The organism is Bacillus cereus group sp. BfR-BA-01360 (assembly GCF_022663595.1).
GTDB lineage: Bacteria > Bacillota > Bacilli > Bacillales > Bacillaceae_G > Bacillus_A > Bacillus_A cytotoxicus.
Genome location: NZ_JAKUFV010000004.1, coordinates 232,804 through 256,826, shown reverse-complemented (window position 1 = coordinate 256,826; position 24,023 = coordinate 232,804). Strand labels below are relative to the sequence as shown.

The window sequence follows — 24,023 nt, the reverse complement described above, 5'->3', positions numbered from 1 at the left end:
AAGAAGAGCACCCAAAACCGGAAACAGCGAAAGAATTGGAAGAAGAGGAAGAAGAGAAATTACAGGATCCAAAAGTAGAGAAACCACAAGTAGAAGGTATGGGTGAAGAGAAAGAAACTGAGGAAACAACGGATGAATTAAAAGAAGAGCACCCAGAACTAGAGCCAGAAACAGCGAAAGAATTGGAAGAAGAGAAACTACACGATGCAAAAGTAGAGAAACCACAAGTGGAAGGCGTGGGTGAAGAGAAGACAACAGAAGGAAGGGAATTCAACGATTCAAAAGCAGAAGAGCAGGGAATGGAAGAGACATGGGAAACAACAGATGAGTTAAAAGAAGAGCACCCAGAGCTGGAAACAGCAAAAGAAGAGGAAGAAGAGAAATTACAGGATCCAAAAGTAGAAAAACCACAAGTAGAAGGCGTGGATGAAGAAAAAGAAACTGAAGAAACATGGGAAACAATGGATGAATTAGAAGGGCAACCACAGCCAGAAGAAACAAGTCGGTTTGGAAAACATCAAGTACAAGCGAAATCCGAAGTACATGGATCATCAAAAGGTGGCGGAAAACAATTGCCACAGACGGGTGGTCATATGTCATATGGAGGACATGTAGGTGGAGTGTTGTTTGTGCTAGGACTATTAATGTTAGTAGTGAATAAAAGAAAATATAACTAGATTGATTTAAACGGACTATTATAGGCATATAATAGTCCGTTTTTTAGTTAAGTTAAGCATTTATGAGTTACATAAAATGGTGATTTAATGGGAAGAGAAAAAGAGGGGATGCAATACATGGTTTACATAAAAAAGTAGTAAAATCTTCTATATTGACCTAAAAACGCCCTTCAAGTAAACTAAAGAGAGTTTACAAATGAAAAGGTGATAAGGGTTGTTAATTTCAATTAAAACGTTACAAGATGATCGTTTTTTACGTCCGCTACAACATATTAGTGGCTTGTTTTTTGAGGAGAGTACGATAGGGTTTGAGAAAGAAGGGGCAAATCTTATTGTTGATATACAAATTGAAGGAAATGTAACGGCTTCTGCCTGTTTAACAGACGTTGTGACAGGAAATGTATATAAGCAAACATTTTCTAAAGATTTATCTTCTTATGGAGTAGAAAAAGAACGTATGAAACAAGTGAAGCATGTTGTTTCCTATGTGTATCTTTCAGTTTTACAGCAACTAACTGGAATAAAACAGAGCTGGGGAATTTTAACAGGGGTACGTCCGACAAAACTTCTTCATAAAATGCTACAAAGTGGTATGTCAAAAGAAGAGGCGCATAAAGAACTTCGTGATAGTTATTTAATTGATGAAGAAAAGATTAAATTATTGCAGCGCATCGTCGATTGTCAATTATCAGTTATTCCTGATTTATATCGCTTAAAGGAAGAAGTAAGTATTTATATCGGCATTCCGTTTTGTCCAACGAAATGTGCGTATTGTACGTTCCCAGCTTATGCGATTAACGGACGCCAAGGCTCTGTTGATTCCTTCTTAGGCGGTCTGCATTATGAAATTCGTGAAATTGGTGCGTTCTTAAAGGCAAAGGGAATTAAAGTTACGACGATTTATTACGGCGGTGGTACACCGACAAGTATTACAGCAGAAGAGATGGATATGTTGTATGAACAAATGTATGAATCCTTTCCAGATGTGGAAAATGTGCGTGAAGTAACGGTTGAGGCAGGGCGTCCAGATACCATTACACCAGAAAAACTAGAAGTATTAAATAAATGGAATATTGACCGTATTAGCATTAATCCGCAGTCGTACCATCAAGAAACGTTAAAGGCGATTGGGCGCCATCATACAGTAGAAGAGACAATTGAGAAGTATCATTTAGCACGTAAAATGGGAATGAACAATATTAATATGGACTTAATTATTGGTCTTCCAGGTGAAGGGTTAGAAATCTTTCAGCATACGTTAGCTGAAACGGAAAAGTTAATGCCAGAATCATTAACTGTGCACACACTATCATTTAAACGTGCTTCTGAAATGACGCAAAATAAGCGCAAATATAAAGTTGCTGGTCGCGAAGAAATTACTGCGATGATGCATGAAGCAGAAGAGTGGACGAAAAAACATAATTACGTACCATACTACTTATATCGTCAAAAAAATATTTTAGGAAACTTAGAGAATGTAGGGTATGCGATGCCAACGCAAGAGAGCATCTATAATATTGTAATTATGGAAGAAGTGCAGTCTATTATTGGTCTTGGTTGCGGTGCATCAAGTAAATTTGTTCATCCGAAAACAGGAGCCATTACACATTTTGCCAATCCGAAAGATCCAAAGTCATACAATGATGGCTATGTAAAATATACAGAAGATAAGCTAAAGATTTTAGAAGAACTATTTTGTTAAACGAAAATAAGTCTGTCCTTTTGGATGGGCTCTTTTTTTGGTAGTGATGGGGTGGCGAATTTTGTCGTCTGGTCGATATCTCGTGTCAAATCACCGATATTTTTCATTTTGCGCTGATATTTCGTGCTCAATCGCCGATAAAAGTGCTACTTGCGCCGATATAATTTCATATACCGAGACCGCTTCTGTGATGATGTATGTTTTATTTCGCTATTTTAGGGCAATAACAGCCCGAGTGGTGATCATGTCGAGAAACATCAGAAAAAGAAAGTAAAAATGTGAAGGAAATGTCTATCTATACACGAAATGATAAAATTATGAAAGTATAAAGGGGGCATATTTTGGCATGTATATGACGATTGGGAGAATTTTTGATTTAACAGTTGGTAAGTATCCAAATAAAGAAGCATTAGTAGAACCGGCAAGAAATATTCGCTGGACATATACAGAATGGGATGAACAAGTAAATAAAACGGCGCATGCTTTATTAGCTGAAGGGGTGAAAAAAGGGGATACTGTATCGGTTTATTTATATAATTGTTATGAATTTGTAAACGTTTACCTAGCTTGTTCTAAAATCGGCGCAATCTTCAATCCAATTAATTTCCGCTTAAAAGCAAAAGAAGTCGCTTATATTCTTCAAGATGCATCCTCAAAAGTTGTTGTATTTGAAAAAGCTGTTGAACAAACAGTTGCTGCTATTGAAAAAGATTTCCCAAACAGTTCTTTTTGGTATATAGAAGATGACAAACCTCATTATGCTGAGTCATATCATGAAAAGGTACAGGCTGCACCATCAACAGAAGTCGATATAGTAATAGAAGAAACAGACTTTTGTTCTATGCTATATACAAGTGGTACAACAGGTCATCCAAAAGGCGTGTTACATCGTCACCGTGAAATTGCAGAGCATAGTATGATTTGTACATATTTCTTAAAGTATAACAGAGATAGTATCGGGCTTTCGGTAGCGCCGCTTTATCACTGCGGAGAATTAAATGCTGGCATTTTGCCGCGTATTCAAGTCGGCGGAAAAAATGTTATTTTACACCACTTCGATACAAAGACAGTATTACATTCGATAGAAACGGAAAAAATTACAACATTCTTTGCCGCGCCAACGATGTGGAATATGATGTTGCAAGAGGATTTATCACAGTATGAACTACAATCGATGAAGGTTGGGATATATGGCGGCGCGGCAATGGCACCGGCACTTGTGAAAGAATGCAAGGAGCGTCTTTTTATTGATCTTGTCCAAATTTATGGTATGACAGAAATGGGACCAGTCGTTGCTTTTTTAGTAGAAGAAGATCAAATTACGAAAGCTGGTTCTGCGGGGACGCTTTGCTTTAGTCATGAAATTCGCATTGTGAAGCCGAATGAGGAGGGACCATCTGAACCAGATGATGTATTACCTCCTTATGAAGTAGGGGAGATTATTTTGCGTGGGCCATGTATGATGGCGGGCTATCATAATCATGATGAGGCGACAGCAAAAGCATTGTACAAGGGGTGGTACCATTCAGGTGATTTAGGATATTTAGATAGAGATGGTTATTTATATGTGGCTGATCGTGTAGACGATATGGTAATTAGCGGTGGAGTGAATATTTATCCGCGTGAAATTGAAGATTTCCTTCATAGTCATCCAGGTGTATTGGATGTTGCTGTTCTTGGTGAACCAGATGAATTGTGGGGGGAACGTGTTGTTGCAGTGATCGTGAAAAAAGATGAGTATGTAACAGCAGCTGATTTAGAAAAATTTTGTAAAGAAAGCGACCAATTGGCTGATTATAAGCGCCCACGCCATTATATATTTGTCGATGAACTTCCGCGAAATGCAAGCGGAAAGCTTCAAAAATTTATACTCCGTGAGTCGTTAAAAGGTGCGAAGAAATAGAAGAAAAACAGGAGTCAAAGGGCTCCTGTTTCATTCTTATTTACGTGAAAAGCCTTCTTCATCTAGGTATTCCGCTGCTTCTGGATAGGAATTAAATGTACCATCTAAGTTTAAGCCGGCGTATACGTTCCACATATCGTCTTCGTGAATGAGTGTAAGCGTATGACCATCTTCATTCCGCCATTCCTCTTCTGTTACCGGTGCAGCTTGTATCACGATTTCTTCTGGGGTATGTGATAGCCGCTCAATTGCTTTTTGAATGAGTGTTCGCAGTTCATCTGCTGAAAAATCGCGGATATTTACCATGCCTTTATCATCTGTTTTATAACCGCTAATTCCACTTGCATATACGAAACCATTTCCATTTGGGTGTAAATGATAGACAACGTTCTTTTTATCTAAACGACTTTCTTCAAAGTGAAAGTTAACGCGCTTTAACGATACATTTTTTCTTTCTAGTTGCGGGAAGGACTCGATAATTGATAATTTCTCTTCAAAAGTTAGCATAAAGCCTCCAAAGTATATATTATAAGATTTAATTTGTTCATTATAGCATAGCGCGTTCTTTTTCTAAAGATGGAAGAGATCATTATATGTAGTGGTCAAAGTTGTTTTTTATCTTTCTACATACAGTGTTTATATGAATCTATGTTTGGGAGGTTTTAATATTTATATATTAGTATTTTATATTAAAATTGACATTTAAAATTTTAGGCAGTATAGTAACATTTTATATTAGCAATATGCTATCATTAAGAATATATGAATTTAATCTTCCTTTTATTTGGAGGAGCGTTAAGCTGGAGGGAATATTTGATGTACAAACAGTTACCACATGGTGTAAAAATTGGGATTACGCGCTCAATTGTTGCTTCTTTTGAACAGTATATGAAAGACATTGAGTGGAATGCGGAAAAATTTGATATGCAACAGTTTGTTGAGCAGTGGAAACAATACTTATACACAAGATCGACTTGGCTTCATAAAGTAGATCGTGAACTAAAAGAACATCCAGATTTCCATCAAGCATTAGCAATGAGAGTAAACGAGAAAATAAATGAGCTAATTAATGAAGAGCCGACGGAAGAACAGAAAGAACAATTAAAGAAACATAAGGTAAAACATGTGGATGAAATGTGTAAATTAGAAGCACAGTATCATATTGACCGTTTACTTGTAACAAAATAGATTTTACATAGAAAAAGAGCCTATACAAAAGGATGAGGGACTCCATTCTTTTGTATAGGCTCTTTTAATGATAGAAATAAATAAGGGAAGACATGTTTACTCTGCCTTCTCTTATTTTATTAATCTTGTGGTACAATTGCTTTCCATGTGGATAAGTCCATCTCTTTTTTCAGTACGAAAGAAACAGGGAAGATAAATGACCACGGTTTTGTTGAATTTGCTTTAATTTCAAGGTTTGGTAATGTAAAAGCACCTTTCACAACTATTTCGCCAGATGCATCTTCGATATGAAGTGGAAGCTGCTTTAGTTGAATATTACGCTTGCAGCCATTACGGATTAAAATAGTCGCATGTAAATCGCCATTTTCTTTTTGAGCAGCTTGTAAACCTAAGAAGTTTAACTCACCATTTTGAGGAGGTGTTAAACTTTCTACAAAGTTGCGTAAAGCTTCCTTACCTTGTGGAGATAGTTGTGTTTCCCAAGTCGGATCTAAATCTAAGCGATGCTCGCCCTCTAATTCGAATGCTAATTGCCAATCTGTTTGAGATAATTCTGCATCGGTAATTGTTTCTTCATCGAATGTGAAAACCCAAGGCATATTTACATTGGCAGGAATATCGCCAATGTCTGATAAGTTAAATGTTTTACGTGCGCACAGCTCATCCTCTTTATTTAATAGTAATAACGTTACTTCTTCGAAAGAAATTGGCTTCGGAATGCTGCTGCGAATAAAAGCAGCTACAGCATAGGAGCCCTCACGCTTTTCAATTTCAATCCCAGATAAAGAAATTTGATTTTCTTGTAAACGTGGTAACTCTTTATGTAAGAACTGATAAATATATTTTTGTTCTTGAGCTACTTCCCCCCAGCTAGGATGAAAATATAGAACAGGTTTAACTGTTTTATTTTGGGGAGTTGCTTCTTTTTGACCAAATAATTGATCACTTGAAACAGCGGAATCCTTCCCTTTTTTCTTTGCTCTTTTTAAAAATGACAGCATAAAACTTCACCTCATTATACGTTTTGTGGCACTGTTAAGTGACGTGCGACATATCGGCACATATCTTTTTCGAAAGTACTATATGTATATAAGAAAATTTCCAGCCCTTCTTTTTGATAAAGGCGTGTCGGGTCTTCTTGTTGATAGTGTCTTAGTCCAATACCTTCTTTTAAATGGTTCATTGCTTCTAAGTGGTTAATCCAGTTTTGATCTAGGAAGTGAAGACCAACTTGGCGTAATGACTGTTGTAAGTCTGTATGGCTATCTAGTTCTTTGACGCGCTCAATATAATCAGCAATTGTATCTTTTAATTCAGCCTGTAAATCTTCAGGAGAATGGATATTATTAGCCGATAGTTCTGGGAACGATTCAGATGGTAAAACTTCCTGTAAAGCAGCTATTAATTTTGTGAAATCCCATTCTTCCGGAAGCATTCCTTCTAGAAGATGTTGTTTTGCAATGGCATCGACTGCATGTTCAATCATCGGAATGAAAGTTTCTATCATATCTGTTTCCTCATTTAAGAAACGATTGCGAAGTTTATAAATGACATTTCGTTGATCATTAATCACATCATCTAATTTTAAGTTATATTCACGCATAGAGAAATGGCTACCTTCACAAATTAATTGTGTACGGTTAACAAAGTCATGAATTTTTGCTGATTGAATAAGACCTGAACTGTCTGCTTGTAGTGATTTTTTTAACTTTTCCACTTCTTCATGTGCAAAGCGCTGGATTAAATCATCTTCTAATGAAAGGAAGAACTGAGAACTTCCAGGGTCACCTTGTCGACCAGCGCGTCCCTTTAATTGGTTATCAACGCGGCGAGATTCATGGCGCTCTGTACCGATTACATGCAATCCCCCAAGCTCATGAACACCTTCACCTAGCAAAATATCGGTTCCGCGTCCAGCCATATTTGTCGCAATTGTAATTTGTCCTTTTTGACCGGCTGTTGCAATTAAGTCCGCTTCTTGCTCAGCGCTTTTAGCATTTAATAACTGGTAGGACAATCCAGCTTCATCTAAATAACGAGCAACCGTTTCGGATTGCAAAATGGACATTGTCCCAATTAAAATAGGTTGTCCCGTTTTATGACGTTTGATGACTTCTTCACGCACAGCTTTATATTTAGCGTCAGCGGTTACGTATACGACATCTTTTTTATCTTCACGAATAACAGGACGATTCGTTGGAATCGGGATCACTTCCATATTATACACACGGTTGAATTCTTTTTCTTCCGTTTTCGCTGTACCAGTCATTCCAGATAATGTAGGATACATACGGAAGAAGTTTTGAATTGTAATCGATGCTTGGGTTTGATTTTCCTCTGTAATTTGTAAGCCTTCTTTTGCTTCAATTGCTTGATGTAATCCATCGCTTAAAGAGCGTCCATCCATCACGCGCCCTGTAAAAATATCAACGAGCATAATCTTATCATCATGGACAATGTAGTCAACATCTCGTTGGAAGGTTACATGCGCACGTAGCGCTTGAATCATATAATGATACAATGTTTGATGTTCAAGATCATATAAGTTATCAATATCAAATAAATCTTCTATTTTCGAAATTCCTTCCTCTGTGAAACTAGAAGATTTTGTTTCTGCATCGTATGTATAATGCAAAGTATCTTTAAATGATTGAATAACCTTTGCACATAAATAGTGTAATTCAGAACTACTTGATTTTTTTCCAGCGATAATAAGTGGTGTTTTAGCTTCATCAATTAAGACACTATCGATTTCATCAATAATCGCAAAATGGTACGGGCGTTGTACTTGATCTGCTAAGGAAGGAGCCATATTATCACGAAGATAGTCAAATCCGAATTCTGTTCCGATACCATATGTAATATCAGCTTGATAGGCAAGTTTCTTTTCAGATGGATCAATTTGTGGGATGTTTAGCCCAACTTGTAAACCAAGAAACTCATGCACTTGTCCGATTAACTCTTTATCCCGTTTTGCTAAATAATCGTTTACTGTAATAACATGAACCCCTTTGCCTTCTAGAGCACGCACATATGTCGGTAAAGAAGAAACGAGCGTTTTCCCTTCACCAGTTGGCATTTCAGCGATATTTCCTTCTAATAATACAAGTCCTCCAATTAACTGAACATCATAGTGACGCAAGCCAAGTACGCGCTTTGCGGCTTCACGTACAACCGCGAATGCCTCTACTTTTATATTATCAATTGTTTTTCCGTTTTGGAGCATATTTTGAAATATCGTTGTTTTTTGACGCAATTCTTCATCTGATAAACGTTCCATGTCCGGTTCTAATTGATTTATTTTATTTACGAGTTGTTCATACTTTTTTAACTTTCTTTTCTGAGAATCTCCTAACAGCTTTTTTACCGAATTCAGCATTTTGTAACACTCCTCTTACTGACAATAGCTTCATTATATCACATGTTTCTCTAGAAAAAGTAGAAGGAGTAAATAGAAGAAAAATATGGGTAATAAACTTACATTTCATACATTTTATTTTCGATAGAAAAAGAAAGAGAGTATTCAATATATGAGAAATTTGGTATGATAACTTAATGAGATAAGGTGGTGCTTGTACGAATTTTGAAGAGCATTTCGAAAGAGAACATCCTACTATATATAGAAGTGGTCAGTGTTTTTATCAGCTATGTTATATGAAATGAAAAAGAAAATGAATGTAAATTTTCTTTTTGTTTCATGGCTATGGTTTATATGCTCGGAAAGTGAATTTATATATATTGTGTATACACTTTATCTATTTGAATATTTCGATAAAAATATTCAAAATTCATTCAATATATGAAAAGAAAAGAGAAGGAACATGAATAAAAAGTTCATTAAAGGGGCTGCGATTTTAACGATTACAACGTTTCTATCGAAGCTGTTGGGAAGTTTTTTTCAAATCCCATTACAAAACATTGCAGGAGATGAGGTATTAGGTATTTTTCGCCTTGTTTTTCCTGTATATATGATAGCTTTAACTTTATCGGTTGCCGGGGTTCCAGTAGCGATATCTAAATTAATAGCAGAACTTCATGAAAAGAATGAGCAAGAAAGGATAGCGAAATTATTTACTTCTGCCTCTATTATAGGCAGTATATTTGGATTAATTGGCTGCGTTGTTATTGTACTTGGATCTAGCACAATTGCTAATATGCTTGGAGGGCAAGAGACAAGACTGTCACTTATTATCACTTCATTTGCACTTTTGGTTGCGCCGTATATGGCAGTATATCGCGGGTATTTTCAAGGGTTTGGAGATATGGCTCCAACTGGCGTGTCACAAGTGATTGAACAGTTTGTTCGCGTGTTTTTTATGCTGACAATTGCGTATGTATGTGTTGTTTGGAATGAAAGTAGCGATGTCGTAACAGGTGGGGCGATGATTGGCGCGGTTCTTGGCGTAATGAGCTCACTGCTATACTTGCGTGTCCAGTATAGTAAAAGTCCATATCGTTATAAGACGAAAACATACACATTTCAAGACTTGAAACGAGATGGAAAGAGAATATTGCACATTTCGATTCCGATTGCAATTGGCGCGTTATCTATGCCCATTTTAAATTTAATAGACTCCATTACCATTCCGAGTTTACTGCATGAATCCTCTGAAACGATTCATGCGCAATTTGGTATATATAGTCGCGGCTTTGCTTTTACGCAATTAATTGTCGTGTTTGCGAGTGCTATGGTATTTCCGCTAATTCCATTATTAACGTCAGCTTTAACGAAGCACGACACCCAGTTAGCGAGAGTAACAGTGCAGCGTACAACAGAACTTGCCCATGTTTTAACAATGCCTATGACAGTTTGGCTCATTGCGTTAACAGTACCTTTAAATGTAGGTTTGTTTACAGATGCGAAAGGGAGCGGTATGTTAGCCGTTGTGATTGGTAGTTCGTATTTTACTTCACTTATGGTATTATCAATAGGTATTTTGCAAGGCATTAATCATTCGATGAAAGCTGCATGGATTGTGATTTGTGCAAGTTTCGTAAAGATTGTATTCAATATTGTACTTGTGGGAGAGTTTGGTATAAGCGGAGCAGCTTATAGCACGCTGTTTATATATATATTGATTTGCATTGTAAATCAAATGTATATTCGTAAATATCTTGCGTATTCCATTCATATAGGCAGATTTTTTGCTGTCATTTGTGTATCCTGTATTTTAGGATTTGGTTTATATGAGGTATCTACTACCATACCTGTAACGGATTCAAGATTTTTTGCGCTTTTATACAGCGGAATCGCATTTTGTTTGGCAACGCTATTATATGGTTTATGTGCATTAAAACTTGACTGGATATCGAAAGAACAGATATCCTTTTTAAGGAAATAGAACATTTAGTACTCTCATTTGTAGAGATTCATATCCGCTGATGCGGAATAGATAAAAGCAATGAATAGCTTTAGTAGGGAAGCTATTAGTTTTATGTTATCAAACCTTTTTTATCAAGGAGTTGATGGCCATTTGTTTAAGTACAAAAAGAGTTGATTGCGAAATGTTGGAGGAGATTAAGAGTGCGGTTAGTTTTATCAGGATATTACGGTTTTTATAATGTTGGGGACGAAGCGATTTTGCAGTCAATTATTAAGGCATTACATGAAGAGGATCCTACTCTTCAACTTGTTGTACTTTCCAATGATCCTGACTATACAAGGAAAATGTACGGTGTAGAAGCAGTAAATCGCTGGGATATAAAAGCGATTTATCGCGAGATAAAACAAAGTAATGGTCTCATTAGTGGAGGCGGTAGCTTATTACAAGATAAAACGAGTATTAAAAGCATCTTATATTATACAGGTATTATGCGCTTAGCTCGTTTTTTGAAGAAACCGTACTATATTTATGCACAAGGAATTGGTCCCATTACAAAGAAGCAAAATCGATTATTAGTAAAATGGCATGTGTCAAAAGCAGAATATATCTCAGTGCGTGATGAAGACTCTTTTCTGTATTTAAAAGAAATTGGTATTAAGAAAGGTATTGAACTTGTCCCTGACCCCGTATTAGCTTGTCAGCCAGAGCAGCAACATTCAGGCTGGTTACAAAAGCAATCTGTTCAGGGGAAAGTGATTGCAGTGAGTGTTCGTTACTGGGATGCAAAAGAAGATTATATGAGAAAGTTAGCTGAAACGTTAAAGAAGTTTAAGCAAGAGGGCTATCATATTTTGTTTGTACCGATGCATGGACCGTTCGATCAAAATGCATCTCGTGATATTATTAATTTAATGGGGGAAGAAGCTCATATGCTCCCGTATAAAATGGATATTCACGAAAAAATTGCTATTTTATCAGAATGTTCCCTGTTAATTGGAATGAGACTCCATGCGCTTATATTTGCTGCAGTAGCAAATATACCTATGATTGGTATTTCATACGATCCAAAGATTGATTCCTTTTTACAACAAGTGAATCAGCCGATCATTGGCAACGTAGATGGAGATTGGACAGCAGAAACATTATATAGCATGGCGATGAAACAACTTCAACAAAAAGAAAATGTACAGTTGACACTAGGTCAGCGCGTGGAAGAATTACGTGAACAAATTTCAAAAGCTTCCAAGCACATTATTTATGATTTACATACAAGAGAAGGGGCAAAAAGAGAAGTGAAATCGAAAATTTAGATGTCATTCCCTCTTTTATAAATAACACTAAAAATATCTAAGAATGAGAGAACGAATCAATATCATAATCTAGCTTCTAGATTATGAAAAAATATATCAATAATGTGAGTGAATAAAAAAGATCAAGGTGATTGTGACACCTTGATCTTTTTTATTTATATGCTTTTCGCGAAAAGAAGTCTGTTTTGTCGTATAAAGTCGAAAAATAGTAACAATTAGATGTTGAAATATGACGATTGTCCCTGTTATAGTTGAATATAGATATATCTAAAGAATACGAATGTAATTTAGATGAAATCATTGATATATATGTATTTTTTTGATTTTATTGGAAGTTATTTTTCCGTAGAAATAGAAAATTACATATTTAAGAAATTGAAATGTTACCATTTTTGTCGAAATTAACTGTTGAAAAATGTTTAAAAATATCCAAAAATGGTGTATTATGTTTATTGTTCTACTTTATGGATGATTTTTTCATTCTATTAAGATGAATTTTTAACACATTATATTTACTAGTTTCATAATTTGTAAAAAAATACATTTTTATACATACATTATGAAGCTAGTATTACATTCCTGAAGGAGGAAATAGATAAAATGGCAAAGAATAACTCTTACAAAAAAGTAATCGCTGGTACAATGACAGCTGCAATGGTAGCAGGCGTTGTTTCTCCAGTAGCAGCAGCAGGTAAAACATTCCCAGACGTAGAAAATCACTGGTCAAAAGACTCAGTTTACTACTTAGTAGAAAAAGGTGCTATCAAAGGTAACGATGACGGTACATTTGCTCCTGACCGCACAGTAACTCGTGCAGAAGCAGCTACAATGATGGCTCAAATTTTAAACTTAAAAATTGAAGAGAATGCAAAACCATCTTTCAAAGATGCTCAAGATCACTGGGCTTCAAAATTCATCGCAGCTGTAGAAAAAGCTGGTGTAGTTGCAGGTAAAGGTGACGGCACATTCGATCCAAATGGAAAAATCGATCGTGCTTCAATGGCAGCTATGCTTGTAGGAGCTTACAAATTAGATTCTAAAGTAAGTGGAGAATTAAAAACGAAATTCGATGACTTAAAAAATCATTGGGGTGAAAAGAAAGCGAACATCCTAGTTGAATTAGGAATCTCTGTAGGTACAGGTAGCGCTTGGGAGCCAAACAAATCTGTAACTCGTGCAGAAGCAGCTCAATTTATTGCAAACACTGATAAGAAGTTCGGTGCAGCAGCAAAAGTTGACTCTGCAAAAGTAGCTACATCTCAAAAATTAGAAGTTAAATTCGACAAAGCTGTTGAAAAATTAACTAAAGAAGATGTGAAGGTAGCAAACAAAGCTAACAACGATAAAGTATTAGTTAAAGATGTAACTTTATCTGAAGATAAAACAACTGCTACAGTTGAATTATACGGTAAACTAGAAGCTAAACAAACTTACACTGTAGATGTAAATAATGTTGGTAAAACAGAAGTAACTGTTGGCTCTTTAGAACCAAAAACAATTGAAATGGCTGATCAAACAGTTGTAGCTGGAAAAGCAACTAAATTACAATACAAAGTTACTGATGAAAACGGTACTGAAATTGTTTCACCAACTGGTATTAAATTTGAAACTCCAGCTGAAGGAACAATTAATGAAAATGGTGAGATTACTTTAGAAAAAGGTATTTCAACTACTGTAAAAGCAGTATACAAAAAAGGCGATAAAGTAGTAGCTGAAAGTAAAACTGTAAAAGTTTCTGCTGAAGGTGCTACAGTAGCTTCAATCTCTAATTGGACAGTTACAGAACAAAATAAAGCTGACTTTACTTCTAAAGATTTCAAACAAAATAATAAAGTTTATGAAGACGACAATGCTTACGTTCAAGTAGAATTGAAAGACCAATTTAATATGGTAACAACTGGAAAAGTTGAATATGAATCATTAAATACAGAAGTAGCAGTGGTAGATAAAGCTACAGGTAAGGTAACAGTACTAAGTGCAGGAAAAGCGCCAGTAAAAGTAACTGTTAAAGATGAAAACGGTAAAGAACTTGCTACAAAAACAGTTGAAATCGAAACTTTTGCTAAAAAAGCAATGAACGAAATTAAATTAGAAAAAACAAACTTAACTCTTTCTACAAAAGATGTAACAGACTTCAAAGTAGAAGCACCGGTATTAGACCAATATGGCAAAGACTTTGATGCTGATAAAGTAGAAGTAAAAGTTTACGATAAAGATGGCAAAGAACTAACAAAACATGCATTAAAAGCTGATTATAAAAACAAAGAATTAGTAGTAAATTCTAACGGCCAAAAAGCTGGTAAATACACAGTAGAATTAACAGCTATTTCTGGTGAAAAAGAAGTTAAAGCTAAATTAGCATTAGAGTTAAAAGACCCAGGTTTATTCTCTAAATTTGAAGTTCGTGGTTTAGAGAACGAATTAGATAAATATGTTACTGATGAACACAAGAAAAATGAAATGACTGTTTCGATTCTTCCAGTTGATGCAAATGGTTTAGTTTTAAAAGGTGCAGAAGATGCTGAATTAGAAGTAACAACAACAGATAAAGAAGGTAAAGAAGTACCTGCAACTAGTGCACAAATTTCTGTAAAAGATAACCGTGTAATTGCTCTTGGTACAGATGTAAAAGCTGGTGAAACTTATAAAGTAGCTGTTAAATTAGATGGTAAGTTAATCACAACTCACTCATTTAAAGTTGTTGATACAGCACCAGCTGCTAAAAAACTAGCAGTAGAATTTACAAGCACAACTCTTAAAGATGTGGCTCCAAAAGCTGATTTAAAAGCTGAGCTTGCAAACATTCTATCTGTTGATAACGTACCTGCAACTGAAGCAAGTGCAACTGTAACTGATGTGAAATTTGTTTCTGCAGATACAAATGTTGTAGCTGATGAAACTGGTTTATTTGGTGAAAAAGGTTCAACTTCTGTCTTTGTTAAAGAACTTACTGTTAAAAAAGGTGAGAAAACACAAAAAGTTGAATTTGACAAACCAGTAAGAGTAGCTGTATCTATTAAAGAAGCACCAAAAAACTAATTTAAAATCATTTGATACATTAAATGATTAGTAAAAGCCTATGAGAAAATAGACAAAAGTCTATGAGTATCATAGGCTTTTTATTTGGTTTACAAAATAAAAAATTCTCAATTTTACTATATATCTTTATTGAGAAATATATCCTCACCCTATCAAAACCTCTTGCAATATATGTAAAGATTTTGTAAATCCCAATATTTTCTTACTAAAAATAGATTAGAAATATGAATGATATTGTCGAAAAACGAGGTATATTGTCATTAAAAGTCTGAATATTACAGATGCTGCAAAAAAATATTTGGATAATAATGTGTTTATTTGTGATATAATTCCATTTGTGTATTTGATATACAAATGGAAAAATTGATCCTATGGAATAGTAGAAGTGGTTTTATTATTGACTATATCTTGATAACACAATAAAAAGTTGAATTATCGGAAAATGTCGAATCTTCTTTTGATAAAACTGTTGAAAAAAAATAACCGAATATAGTATGATGAACTTGTTTCAAAAAGATAGTAAAAATGTATTATTTTACCTAATATTTTTTCTACTATCTATAATTATGTGAAACTCTTTGGAATTTGTATGTATGTTTGTATGTAGTTTTTCGATTAATAGGTTTATAAGTAACTAGTTTTCAAATTACATATGATTATGAAACTAGTAACATAGTCCTAAAGGAGGAAAAGAGAGAAATGGCAAAGAATAACTCTTACAAGAAAGTAATTGCAGGTACAATGACAGCGGCAATGGTGGCGGGAGTTGTATCTCCAGTAGCAGCGGAAAATAAATCGTTCCCAGATGTTCCATCTGATCATTGGGCAGCAGAATCCATTTATTATTTAGTAGATCAAGGTGCTATCAAAGGTAAACCAGATGGCACATATGGTCCAAGTGAAGCGATTGACCGCGCTTCTGCAGCAACGATCTTTGCACAGCTTTTAGAATTACCAATTGATGAAAATGCTCAGCCATCTTTCAAAGATGCTAAAAATACATGGGCTGCAAAATACATTGCGGCAGTTGAAAAAGCAGGTGTTATCGTCGGTGACGGTAAAGATAACTTCTATCCAGAAGGTAAAATCGATCGTGCTTCTTTCGCATCTATGTTAGTAAATGCATATAACTTAAAAGATAAAGTAAACGGCACATTAGTGACAAAATTTGATGACTTAAGAGGACATTGGGGCGAAGAAAAAGCAAATATCCTCGTTAACCTTGGCATTTCTGTAGGTACAGGTAAGGCTTGGGAGCCAGATAAATCTGTAACTCGTGCAGAGGCAGCTCAATTTATTGCACAAACACATAGTAAATATGGAAAAGAAGATAACAGTGAAGCGAAAGTAACGAACGTTTCTGTTTCTGGACCAACAGAGTTAACATTAACTGGTACAGGATTGAAAAAGCTTGCTGCTGAAGATGTAACGCTTGAAGGAAACAAAGCGATTGCAATTCAAGCAAGTGAAGATGGAAAAACAGCAACTGTAACACTTAGCGGTAAAGTTGCTCCAAATAAAGATCTTACTGTAAAAGTAAAAGATGATTCATTCAATGCGAAATATGTATATGAAGTGAAAAAATTACGTGTAGAACCACTTACATTTGATGACGATCGTGCAGGTCAAGCAGTTGTATTTAAAGTGAATGACGAAAAAGGCAACGCTGACATCGAATATTTAGATATAGCTGGTTACGATGTGAAATTTGTTGCGAATAACTTAGATGGTACTCCGGCAGAAATCTTTGAAGGAGGTTCTGCAGAGTCAACAACTGGTAAACTAGCTGAAGGTATCGCTGAAGGTAAATATAAAGTGGAAGTACAAGTGACAAAACGCGGCGGCATTACCATTACAAACACTGGCTTTATCGAAGTGAAAAACCTTGATGCAGAAGCAACAGCAATTAAAAATGTTGTCTTTGCAGTAGATGCAAATAGAGACGGAAAAGTAAATTATGCTAAAGTACTAAATGGAACAGACTTTACTTTAAATAGTAAAACATTAGTTGCTGGTGAAAAAGCAGGTATCCATAAAGTTGTTGCTCAAATTAATAAAGAGAACAAAGTTGTTGATCCTAATGCAATTAGCTTGAAATCATCTAATCCAGGTGTTATCTCCGTGAAAAACGGTGAAATTAAAGCGGAAGCAGCTGGTTCTGCAACACTTACTGTTAAAGTGGGCGATGTAACAAAAGACTTTAACTTTGTTGTAAAAACGGATGCACGTAAACTTACAACTGTAAAAGCAAATCCAGATCAATTAAAAGTTGTTGAAGGCAAAGAGTTACCAGTAACATTTGTAACAACTGACCAATATGGCGATCCATTTGGTGCAAACACTGACGCAATTAAAGAAGTGTTACCGCAAACAGGTATTGTAAAAGCTCTAGATGTTACTACAACAAAAGAAGGTTCAATTGGCACATCTTCTATTCTAGTAAAAGGTGCGAAAGTGGGAGCAGGTACAATCCACTTCCAAAACCCAAATAACAATGCAAGCGGCGAAGGTTACGGCTCACTTCATGTTGAAGTTACGAAGAGCAATATCGGTCATGACGCTCCACGTTTCGAGCTAGTTTCTAAAGCAGGTCAAAAAGATCAAGCAGCAGATACTACACTTGCAGCAGGAAATACAGTTGCATATCAATTATCTAACTACACTACAGAAGGTGTATATGCAGATGCAGCAAGCTTAGAAGGTTACGAATTTAGAGTAGGTAATGAGGAAATTGCGGAAGCTAAAATTGATGGAAAAGCATTAAAAGTAACAGGTAAAAAAGCAGGTGTTACAGATGTTATTTTAACGAAAGATGGCGCTACAGCTGGACACGCTACAATTACTGTTACACAAGAAAATATTCAAATTACATCTGTTAAATTTAAAGATGTAGAAGTGGAACAATTTGAAAATCGTAAAGTAGATATTCATAGAGTGCTTGACGTTGTGAAGAGTGATAAAGATGATGTTATAAACGGTATCAAATTAAATATCAACACAGAACATAAAGTACGTATTGTAGATGATGCAGCAAATCCAGAACAAGGTAAACTTTACCTTGACCGCAACGACAATGCTACATTTGATGGTAACGATGTTGCGCTTGGTTATGTAACAGCTGTGAAATCAAATGATACAGTATCTAAAGAAGGAAATGAACTATTCGACTTCTTAGCTGATGAAACTGCTGATAAGAAAAATGATGTCTTCAAAGGTGTAACAACTGCATTTGGAGATAAAGGTACAGTTATCTTTAAAGTATTGAAAGATAGAGTTGCACCAACTACTGAGTATGGTACAAAAGCTGTAACAATCAACGTAATTAAAGAAGAAATCTAATTGATTACTAATCCCTGCGCTACTAGTGGCGTGGGGATTGTTTTTGTTCTAATGAGATAAGCCCCTTTAGAGATTTCTAAAGGGGCTTATCTTATGATTATTGCTTAAACTTAAACATTTCACCACTTAAATTGGAGTCACTATATACAAACAAGACCATATTAATATTGTTGTCTTTTATGTATTGGTAAACATCTTTTTCGTGATAGTGACGTAAATCTAGTATTGATGTATGTTTAAAGTTTTGGGCGAAGTGCGGTATGATCGCATTTGCAAATGAGTCTTTTAAAATTAAAATACGGGTATTGTTTGGTGCATCATGATTTTCAAAGATAATTTCCGGATAATCGTTTGTGTAATACCCTGCGTATGATGTTGTGCCCTTTTGTTTTTCTGTACCATATAGTTCATCTAGTGAATGATAAATTGTGCCATTTGCATCTTTGACCGTAACACTTGTGAAGTGGAAGCCACCCTTTGGTGTGTAATAGCATAGTTTTTCACCTGTTGCATCGATGAGCTGATACAATTGGTTATTAAAGCTACCAACGAGATGCTTGTTTTTTGCACATACTCGCGTGTAATCTTCTCGCTTCACTTCTTTTCCTATATATATAGAAGATTCTTGTTTTATCGTATTCATAATGTATTGGTAGCCTAGAAAGGCACCATCCATATTCCAGTGATGATCTGTTTTAAAATACATATCTTGTATTTCTTTTTGTGTATATTGTTTCTGAAAATGTTCCATAATTTTAATTGGTTTTACATCCGCTGGAAGTTGATTTAAAAAGTATTGTAAATTTTCCTTCGCATATGTTTGAATGTGAGAAGGTAATTTAAATGATAAGGCGTTCGTTTTAGACGGCGGCAGTGCAAAGTAAAACTCAATATTTTGTTCTTTCAGAAACTGAGACAATTCTCGAATCCTTGGCATTGACTCGTCAATTTCTTTATATTTTGTTGTCCATGCCGGATTTTTTAAGAGCCATTTATCATCGGTAAGAATGATATCGTTAATGAGAGACTTGTCCATTTTGATCTGGGCAAGCGTATAGGTCTTTATGAGCTCATCTCGGCCCACTAATTGATCGTTTGTATATGCTTCGAAATCTTTAAAGAAATTGCCCGACACAATCGATTCTTTTGTCAGGACAGGCTTTTGAGCAAGTTGACGATTTTCAACAGGTGAAATCGCACGATCTGTTTTCAGCAATGATATAATTCCAAATGAAAGGATAATGGTGAGAAAACCGATACAAAGAACAAAGTTCCCCAATTTTTTCATAATTACTTTTCCTTCCTTTATAAGTTAGAACCTAAAATAAATAAATGGATTATATGTCGAATTAACGAGATACATAATCGAAATCATAAATAATGTGAGTAATATAATTGGACGTGCAATTTGCATAGAAAATGCATACGTCTTTGGCGCAAGTTCGAGTACGTTTTGAATGCGCATTAAAATTGGTGTTGCTGCAATGAAGGCAATGAGAAAGACAAGACCATATTCATGTAAGTATAACATCGTGTTATCATCTGTTAGTGGATGATGAAGACCAATCATTGATTGTAAGTATTGGAACGAGTATGCAAAATTGTCAGCGCGAAAAAAGACCCATCCAATCATAACAAGTAATAATACATACATATGTTGCAGCGGTTTCCATAGTTTTTGTAACAGTTTTTCAAGACCTGCTTTTTCAATCGAAATAATCAATCCGTAATATAATCCCCAAGCAAGGAACGTCCAACTTGCACCATGCCATAAACCAGTGAGCCCCCAAACGATACATACATTTCGATAGTTGGCTAGTTTAGAGACGCGATTTCCCCCGAGCGGGATATATACATAATCGCGAAACCAAGAACCGAGTGTAATATGCCATCTTCTCCAAAATTCCGAAATAGATTTTGAAATGTATGGGTAATGGAAATTGCGAGGGAAATCAAATCCGAACATTTTCCCAAGTCCAATTGCCATATCAGAGTATCCACTAAAATCGAAATAAATTTGTAGTGTATAGGCAATAATGCCAATCCATGCTGTGCCGACACCTATTTCTGAAGGAGGAAGGGCAAAAATTTTATCAGCAACAAATCCAACTTGATTGGCGATTAAAACTTTCTTTGCTAGTCCAAGAATAAAGATTTGAATGCCTTCTGTAAATTTTTCAAAAGAATGAATGCGCGATTTTATTTGTTCCGCAACGATATTGTATCGAACGATTGGCCCAGCAATGAGCTGCGGGAAAATCGAGATATACAATGCTAAATCGAGCGGATTTTTTTGAACCTTTCCATCTTTACGGTATATATCAATGACATAAGACATTGCTTGGAACGTATAGAATGAGATTCCAATTGGTAATGGAACAGGATCGATATGAATCGATAGGTTCAATGTTTGATTGACAATGTCAGCAAAGAAGGAAATATACTTAAAATAAGCAAGAAGTAAAATATTACCGATAATCGCCATAATTAAAAAGGTGATTTTCATATTTTTATGCTGCTCATAACGATGTACGAGTAAACCGAAGCAGTAGTTTAATAGGATGGAGAAGAGCATTAAGAAAACAAAACGTGGTTCTCCCCATGCGTAAAAGAGTAAACTAAATGCTAGTAATACGAAGTTCCGTAATGCAGCCCGCACAATAAAATAGAAAAATAATACTAAGGGTAAAAAGATAAATAAGAAAACAGTACTACTAAATACCAAGCTATTCTCCTCACTTTTTATAAAATACATTCTATTAGAACAGATTGAAAGAATTATTACTCATTTTATCTTCCAAAAAGCGACATATCTATTATATATTTTTTCTCATAAAAGTGCCTTTAATATTTTATCATTTTAATAATTCAATTAAAATGGGAGGAGGGTGAATCATGAAATAAGTTTCACTTCATATGTCATATTTTATATGTGCGGAATCCCTTTGACACCCACTATTTGGATAAGATAAGATGATAAAGTGTGATTCGTTTAGAAGGGAAGAGATGGTGTGTTATTTAACTCATTTGAGTTTATTTTTTTATTTTTACCAATCGCGTTTCTTTTATATTTTTTATTAAATAGATTTGGATATGTGACATTGGCAAAGGTATGGCTTGTGCTTGCATCGCTATTTTTCTATAGTTATTGGAATGTAAAGTATTTGCCGCTTATGTTAGTATCGCTTATTGTGAACTATTTTATTGGGATGCACCTTGTGCAGCATAGAAGTAAAGTGCTGTTAACGGTTGGTTTACTGTTTAATATCGGAATGCTTAGTTATTTTAAGTATTATGATTTCTTTTTAGAAAATGTAAACGAACTATTTGGAACGCATTTTGCATTGTTATCATTAACATTACCGCTTGCGATTAGTTTTTATACGTTCCAAAAGATTGCTTTTTTAGTAGATACATATCACGGAGAAACAGAAGCATGTCATTTTCTTGATTATGCGTTGTTTATTACGTTTTTCCCTCAATTGATTGCAGGTCCAATTGTGCATCATGCACAAATTATGCCGCAATTTATGGATCGTGAGAAGAAGCGTTGGCAATCGAAGTACATTGTGCTGGGGATATTCGTATTTGCAATTGGGATTTTTAAAAAAGTTGGGATTGCAGATGTGCTATCACCTCTTGTTCGGGAAGGATTTGATGTACAACCGAGTTTAACGTTTGTTGAAGCATGGCTATCGTCACTTGCTTTTACATTTCAACTGTATTTTGACTTTAGCGGGTATAGCGATATGGCAATTGGAATCGCTTTACTGTTCAATATTACATTGCCGCAAAACTTCAATTCACCGTATAAAGCAGTGAATATACAGGATTTTTGGCATCGCTGGCATATGACACTCAGTCAATTTTTAACGAAATATGTATATATTTCATTAGGTGGGAATCGTAAAGGCGTAACGCGAACGTATGTAAACATTATGATTGTCTTTTTAATTAGTGGTCTTTGGCACGGCGCTGGTTGGACCTTTATTTTCTGGGGATTTTTGCACGGGGCTGCTTCAGTGATTCATCGTTTATGGAGAAAGATGGGCGGGTGTATGCCGCCGTGGGCTGGTTGGCTGATTACATTCCTATTTATTAATATAACTTGGGTGTTTTTCCGTGCTACATCGTGGCATGATGCGATAAAAGTATTAAAAGGTATGATTGGCTTAAATGGATTTGAACTAGCAAACAGTGTGTTTCCTGCATTTATATTGCAGAAAATGCAGTTTTTGGCGCAGTATAGTATTTCGTTTACAGAAAGTTATCAAGTATCACAATTAGACCGGACGATGGTCGTTTATATTTTGGGTGCGTTATGTATTAGTTTCTTCTTAAAGAATTCTATTCAGTTAAGAGATACGTTTCGACCTCACATATGGAATGCAGTATTTACAGCAATATTGCTTGTATATAGCGTGCTACATTTAACAAGTATTAGTGAGTTTTTATATTTTAATTTCTAGGTGGGGAATATGAAAAACAAACATTGGCTTATTGTCGTTTCTGCATTTGTTTTCATTCCGCTTATTGGGGTAGGGATATTTAATAGCTATATTGATTCCCTTTGGATATTCCCTCATAAAAATAAGTGGAATAATGTTCAGTTTGGATTTAATGAGAGACAGCAAAAAACAAACTACATATCATATCGTCCGTTTCCTTACGATAGTATTATATTGGGAAGCAGCCGAACGACATTTATTAACCAGCATGATTTCACTGGATTACATGCATTTAACTATGCGGTTAGTAGTATGGATCCGCGTGAATATGATGCATATATTGAATATGCAAAGGAACAAAAGGGAAGTGAATTATCATCTATTGTGATTGGCTTAGATTTTCTTGGAACGAATGGAAACCGAGAGATTGGTTTTGATAAGCCAAACGTGTATATCGATCAGGCACGGAGCTGGTTATATCCAATTAAATCGTATGTGAGTACAGATGGGATTACCTATTCTTTACAGACAATTAAGACATCTATCCATCAGAGTACAGATATTGATCGATATAATCGTGATAATATAAAGAAAATGCGTGAGTATACGAAAGAAGAAAGAGATGCACAAATTCAAGCACAAGTTGATAAATTTAGTAGGGAAATCTATGGTGGGAATTATGAATATCAAAATATGAAAGAAATATTAGGTACTGTAAAAGCTCATAATCCAAATACGAAGTTTTATATTTTTACAACGCCTGTTTCTGAGCCACTTTTTCGGACGATGATTCAGTCTGGCAGATGGGAAGAGTATAAAAGATGGCTTCATGACGTTGTTGATGTATTTGGAGAAGTGCAACACTTTATGTATATAAACTCTGTTACAACAAACTTGGACAACTATATGGATGGACATCATTTCCGGCCAGAAGTGGGGAAAATGATTGCACATAAAGTTGTCAATAAAGAAGATCATACGATTCCAAAAGATTTTGGGATTGTGATTACAAAAGATAATATTGATGAAGTGTTAGATCGAATTTATGCATCTATACAACAGTAAAAAGCAGCATCTAGGGATGCTGCTTTTT

15 protein-coding genes are annotated in these 24,023 nt (G+C 35.3%); 10 read left to right on the top strand and 5 right to left on the bottom strand.

Features of this window, described 5'->3' with window-relative positions:
* The 3 genes from MR056_RS06440 to MR056_RS06430 form a co-directional block, all read left to right on the top strand.
* The coding region (locus MR056_RS06440) for an LPXTG cell wall anchor domain-containing protein (protein ID WP_242136530.1) at positions 1 to 677 on the top strand (677 nt) is incomplete at its 5' end.
* A gap of 214 nt (positions 678 to 891) precedes the next feature.
* Positions 892 to 2,379, top strand: a complete 1,488-nt coding sequence (locus MR056_RS06435) for a coproporphyrinogen III oxidase (protein ID WP_048723144.1) — start codon at positions 892 to 894, stop codon at positions 2,377 to 2,379.
* A gap of 346 nt (positions 2,380 to 2,725) precedes the next feature.
* Positions 2,726 to 4,282, top strand: coding sequence for a fatty acid--CoA ligase (locus MR056_RS06430; protein ID WP_048723143.1), 1,557 nt, complete (start codon positions 2,726 to 2,728; stop codon positions 4,280 to 4,282).
* A 36-nt stretch (positions 4,283 to 4,318) separates the two neighbouring features.
* Here the strand turns inward: MR056_RS06430 and MR056_RS06425 are convergent, their stop codons facing one another.
* The gene (locus tag MR056_RS06425) at positions 4,319 to 4,789 is read right to left on the bottom strand and encodes a hypothetical protein (RefSeq protein WP_048723142.1); all 471 of its coding nucleotides are present in this window, start codon (positions 4,787 to 4,789) and stop codon (positions 4,319 to 4,321) included.
* A gap of 309 nt (positions 4,790 to 5,098) precedes the next feature.
* On the opposite strand from MR056_RS06425, the gene MR056_RS06420 reads away from it, so the two are divergent.
* Entirely contained in the window at positions 5,099 to 5,470 is a 372-nt protein-coding gene (locus tag MR056_RS06420; RefSeq protein ID WP_011983810.1) for a hypothetical protein, read from the top strand.
* Between the two features lie 119 nt (positions 5,471 to 5,589).
* Here the strand turns inward: MR056_RS06420 and MR056_RS06415 are convergent, their stop codons facing one another.
* Entirely contained in the window at positions 5,590 to 6,471 is an 882-nt protein-coding gene (locus MR056_RS06415) for an accessory Sec system S-layer assembly protein (protein WP_048723141.1), read from the bottom strand.
* 14 nt (positions 6,472 to 6,485) lie between these two features.
* Positions 6,486 to 8,849: an accessory Sec system translocase SecA2 gene (gene secA2, locus MR056_RS06410; protein ID WP_011983812.1), complete on the bottom strand. Its 2,364-nt coding sequence runs from the start codon at positions 8,847 to 8,849 to the stop codon at positions 6,486 to 6,488.
* 442 nt (positions 8,850 to 9,291) lie between these two features.
* Here secA2 and MR056_RS06405 point away from each other — a divergent pair, with 442 nt between their 5' ends.
* The 4 genes from MR056_RS06405 to MR056_RS06390 all read left to right on the top strand — a co-directional run bounded on the left by MR056_RS06405 (position 9,292) and on the right by MR056_RS06390 (position 18,482).
* Positions 9,292 to 10,812, top strand: a complete 1,521-nt coding sequence (locus MR056_RS06405; RefSeq protein WP_242136529.1) for a putative polysaccharide biosynthesis protein — start codon at positions 9,292 to 9,294, stop codon at positions 10,810 to 10,812.
* A gap of 182 nt (positions 10,813 to 10,994) precedes the next feature.
* Positions 10,995 to 12,104: a polysaccharide pyruvyl transferase CsaB gene (gene csaB / locus MR056_RS06400; protein ID WP_011983814.1), complete on the top strand. Its 1,110-nt coding sequence runs from the start codon at positions 10,995 to 10,997 to the stop codon at positions 12,102 to 12,104.
* A gap of 600 nt (positions 12,105 to 12,704) precedes the next feature.
* Complete coding sequence (locus MR056_RS06395; RefSeq protein ID WP_210370678.1) at positions 12,705 to 15,143, top strand: S-layer homology domain-containing protein; 2,439 nt, start codon at positions 12,705 to 12,707, stop codon at positions 15,141 to 15,143.
* A gap of 699 nt (positions 15,144 to 15,842) precedes the next feature.
* Positions 15,843 to 18,482, top strand: coding sequence for an S-layer homology domain-containing protein (locus MR056_RS06390; protein WP_048723137.1), 2,640 nt, complete (start codon positions 15,843 to 15,845; stop codon positions 18,480 to 18,482).
* Positions 18,483 to 18,579: 97 nt separating this feature from the next.
* On the opposite strand, the gene patB1 is transcribed toward MR056_RS06390, so the two are convergent.
* Together patB1 and MR056_RS06380 are read right to left on the bottom strand one after the other, a co-directional pair.
* On the bottom strand, positions 18,580 to 19,770 hold the full coding sequence (patB1, locus tag MR056_RS06385) for a secondary cell wall polysaccharide O-acetyltransferase PatB1 (RefSeq protein ID WP_087094548.1): 1,191 nt from the start codon (positions 19,768 to 19,770) through the stop codon (positions 18,580 to 18,582).
* Between the two features lie 24 nt (positions 19,771 to 19,794).
* The gene (locus MR056_RS06380; RefSeq protein WP_011983818.1) at positions 19,795 to 21,207 is read right to left on the bottom strand and encodes an MBOAT family O-acyltransferase; all 1,413 of its coding nucleotides are present in this window, start codon (positions 21,205 to 21,207) and stop codon (positions 19,795 to 19,797) included.
* Between the two features lie 286 nt (positions 21,208 to 21,493).
* Between MR056_RS06380 and MR056_RS06375 the strand changes: the two genes are divergently transcribed.
* Both MR056_RS06375 and MR056_RS06370 read left to right on the top strand, forming a co-directional pair.
* Positions 21,494 to 22,951, top strand: coding sequence for an MBOAT family O-acyltransferase (locus MR056_RS06375; RefSeq protein WP_011983819.1), 1,458 nt, complete (start codon positions 21,494 to 21,496; stop codon positions 22,949 to 22,951).
* A gap of 9 nt (positions 22,952 to 22,960) precedes the next feature.
* The gene (locus MR056_RS06370; RefSeq protein ID WP_011983820.1) at positions 22,961 to 23,995 is read left to right on the top strand and encodes a BTB/POZ domain-containing protein; all 1,035 of its coding nucleotides are present in this window, start codon (positions 22,961 to 22,963) and stop codon (positions 23,993 to 23,995) included.
* The last annotated feature ends 28 nt before the right edge of the window (positions 23,996 to 24,023 follow it).

Bases quoted from the DNA above. Each gene is read 5' to 3' on its own strand.
- MR056_RS06430 (WP_048723143.1), top strand. From the start codon at position 2,726: ATGTATATGACGATTGGGAGAATTTTTGATTTAACAGTTGGTAAGTAT.
- MR056_RS06425 (WP_048723142.1), bottom strand. From the start codon at position 4,789: ATGCTAACTTTTGAAGAGAAATTATCAATTATCGAGTCCTTCCCGCAA.
- MR056_RS06420 (WP_011983810.1), top strand. From the start codon at position 5,099: ATGTACAAACAGTTACCACATGGTGTAAAAATTGGGATTACGCGCTCA.
- MR056_RS06415 (WP_048723141.1), bottom strand. From the start codon at position 6,471: ATGCTGTCATTTTTAAAAAGAGCAAAGAAAAAAGGGAAGGATTCCGCT.
- secA2 (WP_011983812.1), bottom strand. From the start codon at position 8,849: ATGCTGAATTCGGTAAAAAAGCTGTTAGGAGATTCTCAGAAAAGAAAG.
- MR056_RS06405 (WP_242136529.1), top strand. From the start codon at position 9,292: ATGAATAAAAAGTTCATTAAAGGGGCTGCGATTTTAACGATTACAACG.
- MR056_RS06395 (WP_210370678.1), top strand. From the start codon at position 12,705: ATGGCAAAGAATAACTCTTACAAAAAAGTAATCGCTGGTACAATGACA.
- MR056_RS06390 (WP_048723137.1), top strand. From the start codon at position 15,843: ATGGCAAAGAATAACTCTTACAAGAAAGTAATTGCAGGTACAATGACA.
- patB1 (WP_087094548.1), bottom strand. From the start codon at position 19,770: ATGAAAAAATTGGGGAACTTTGTTCTTTGTATCGGTTTTCTCACCATT.
- MR056_RS06370 (WP_011983820.1), top strand. From the start codon at position 22,961: ATGAAAAACAAACATTGGCTTATTGTCGTTTCTGCATTTGTTTTCATT.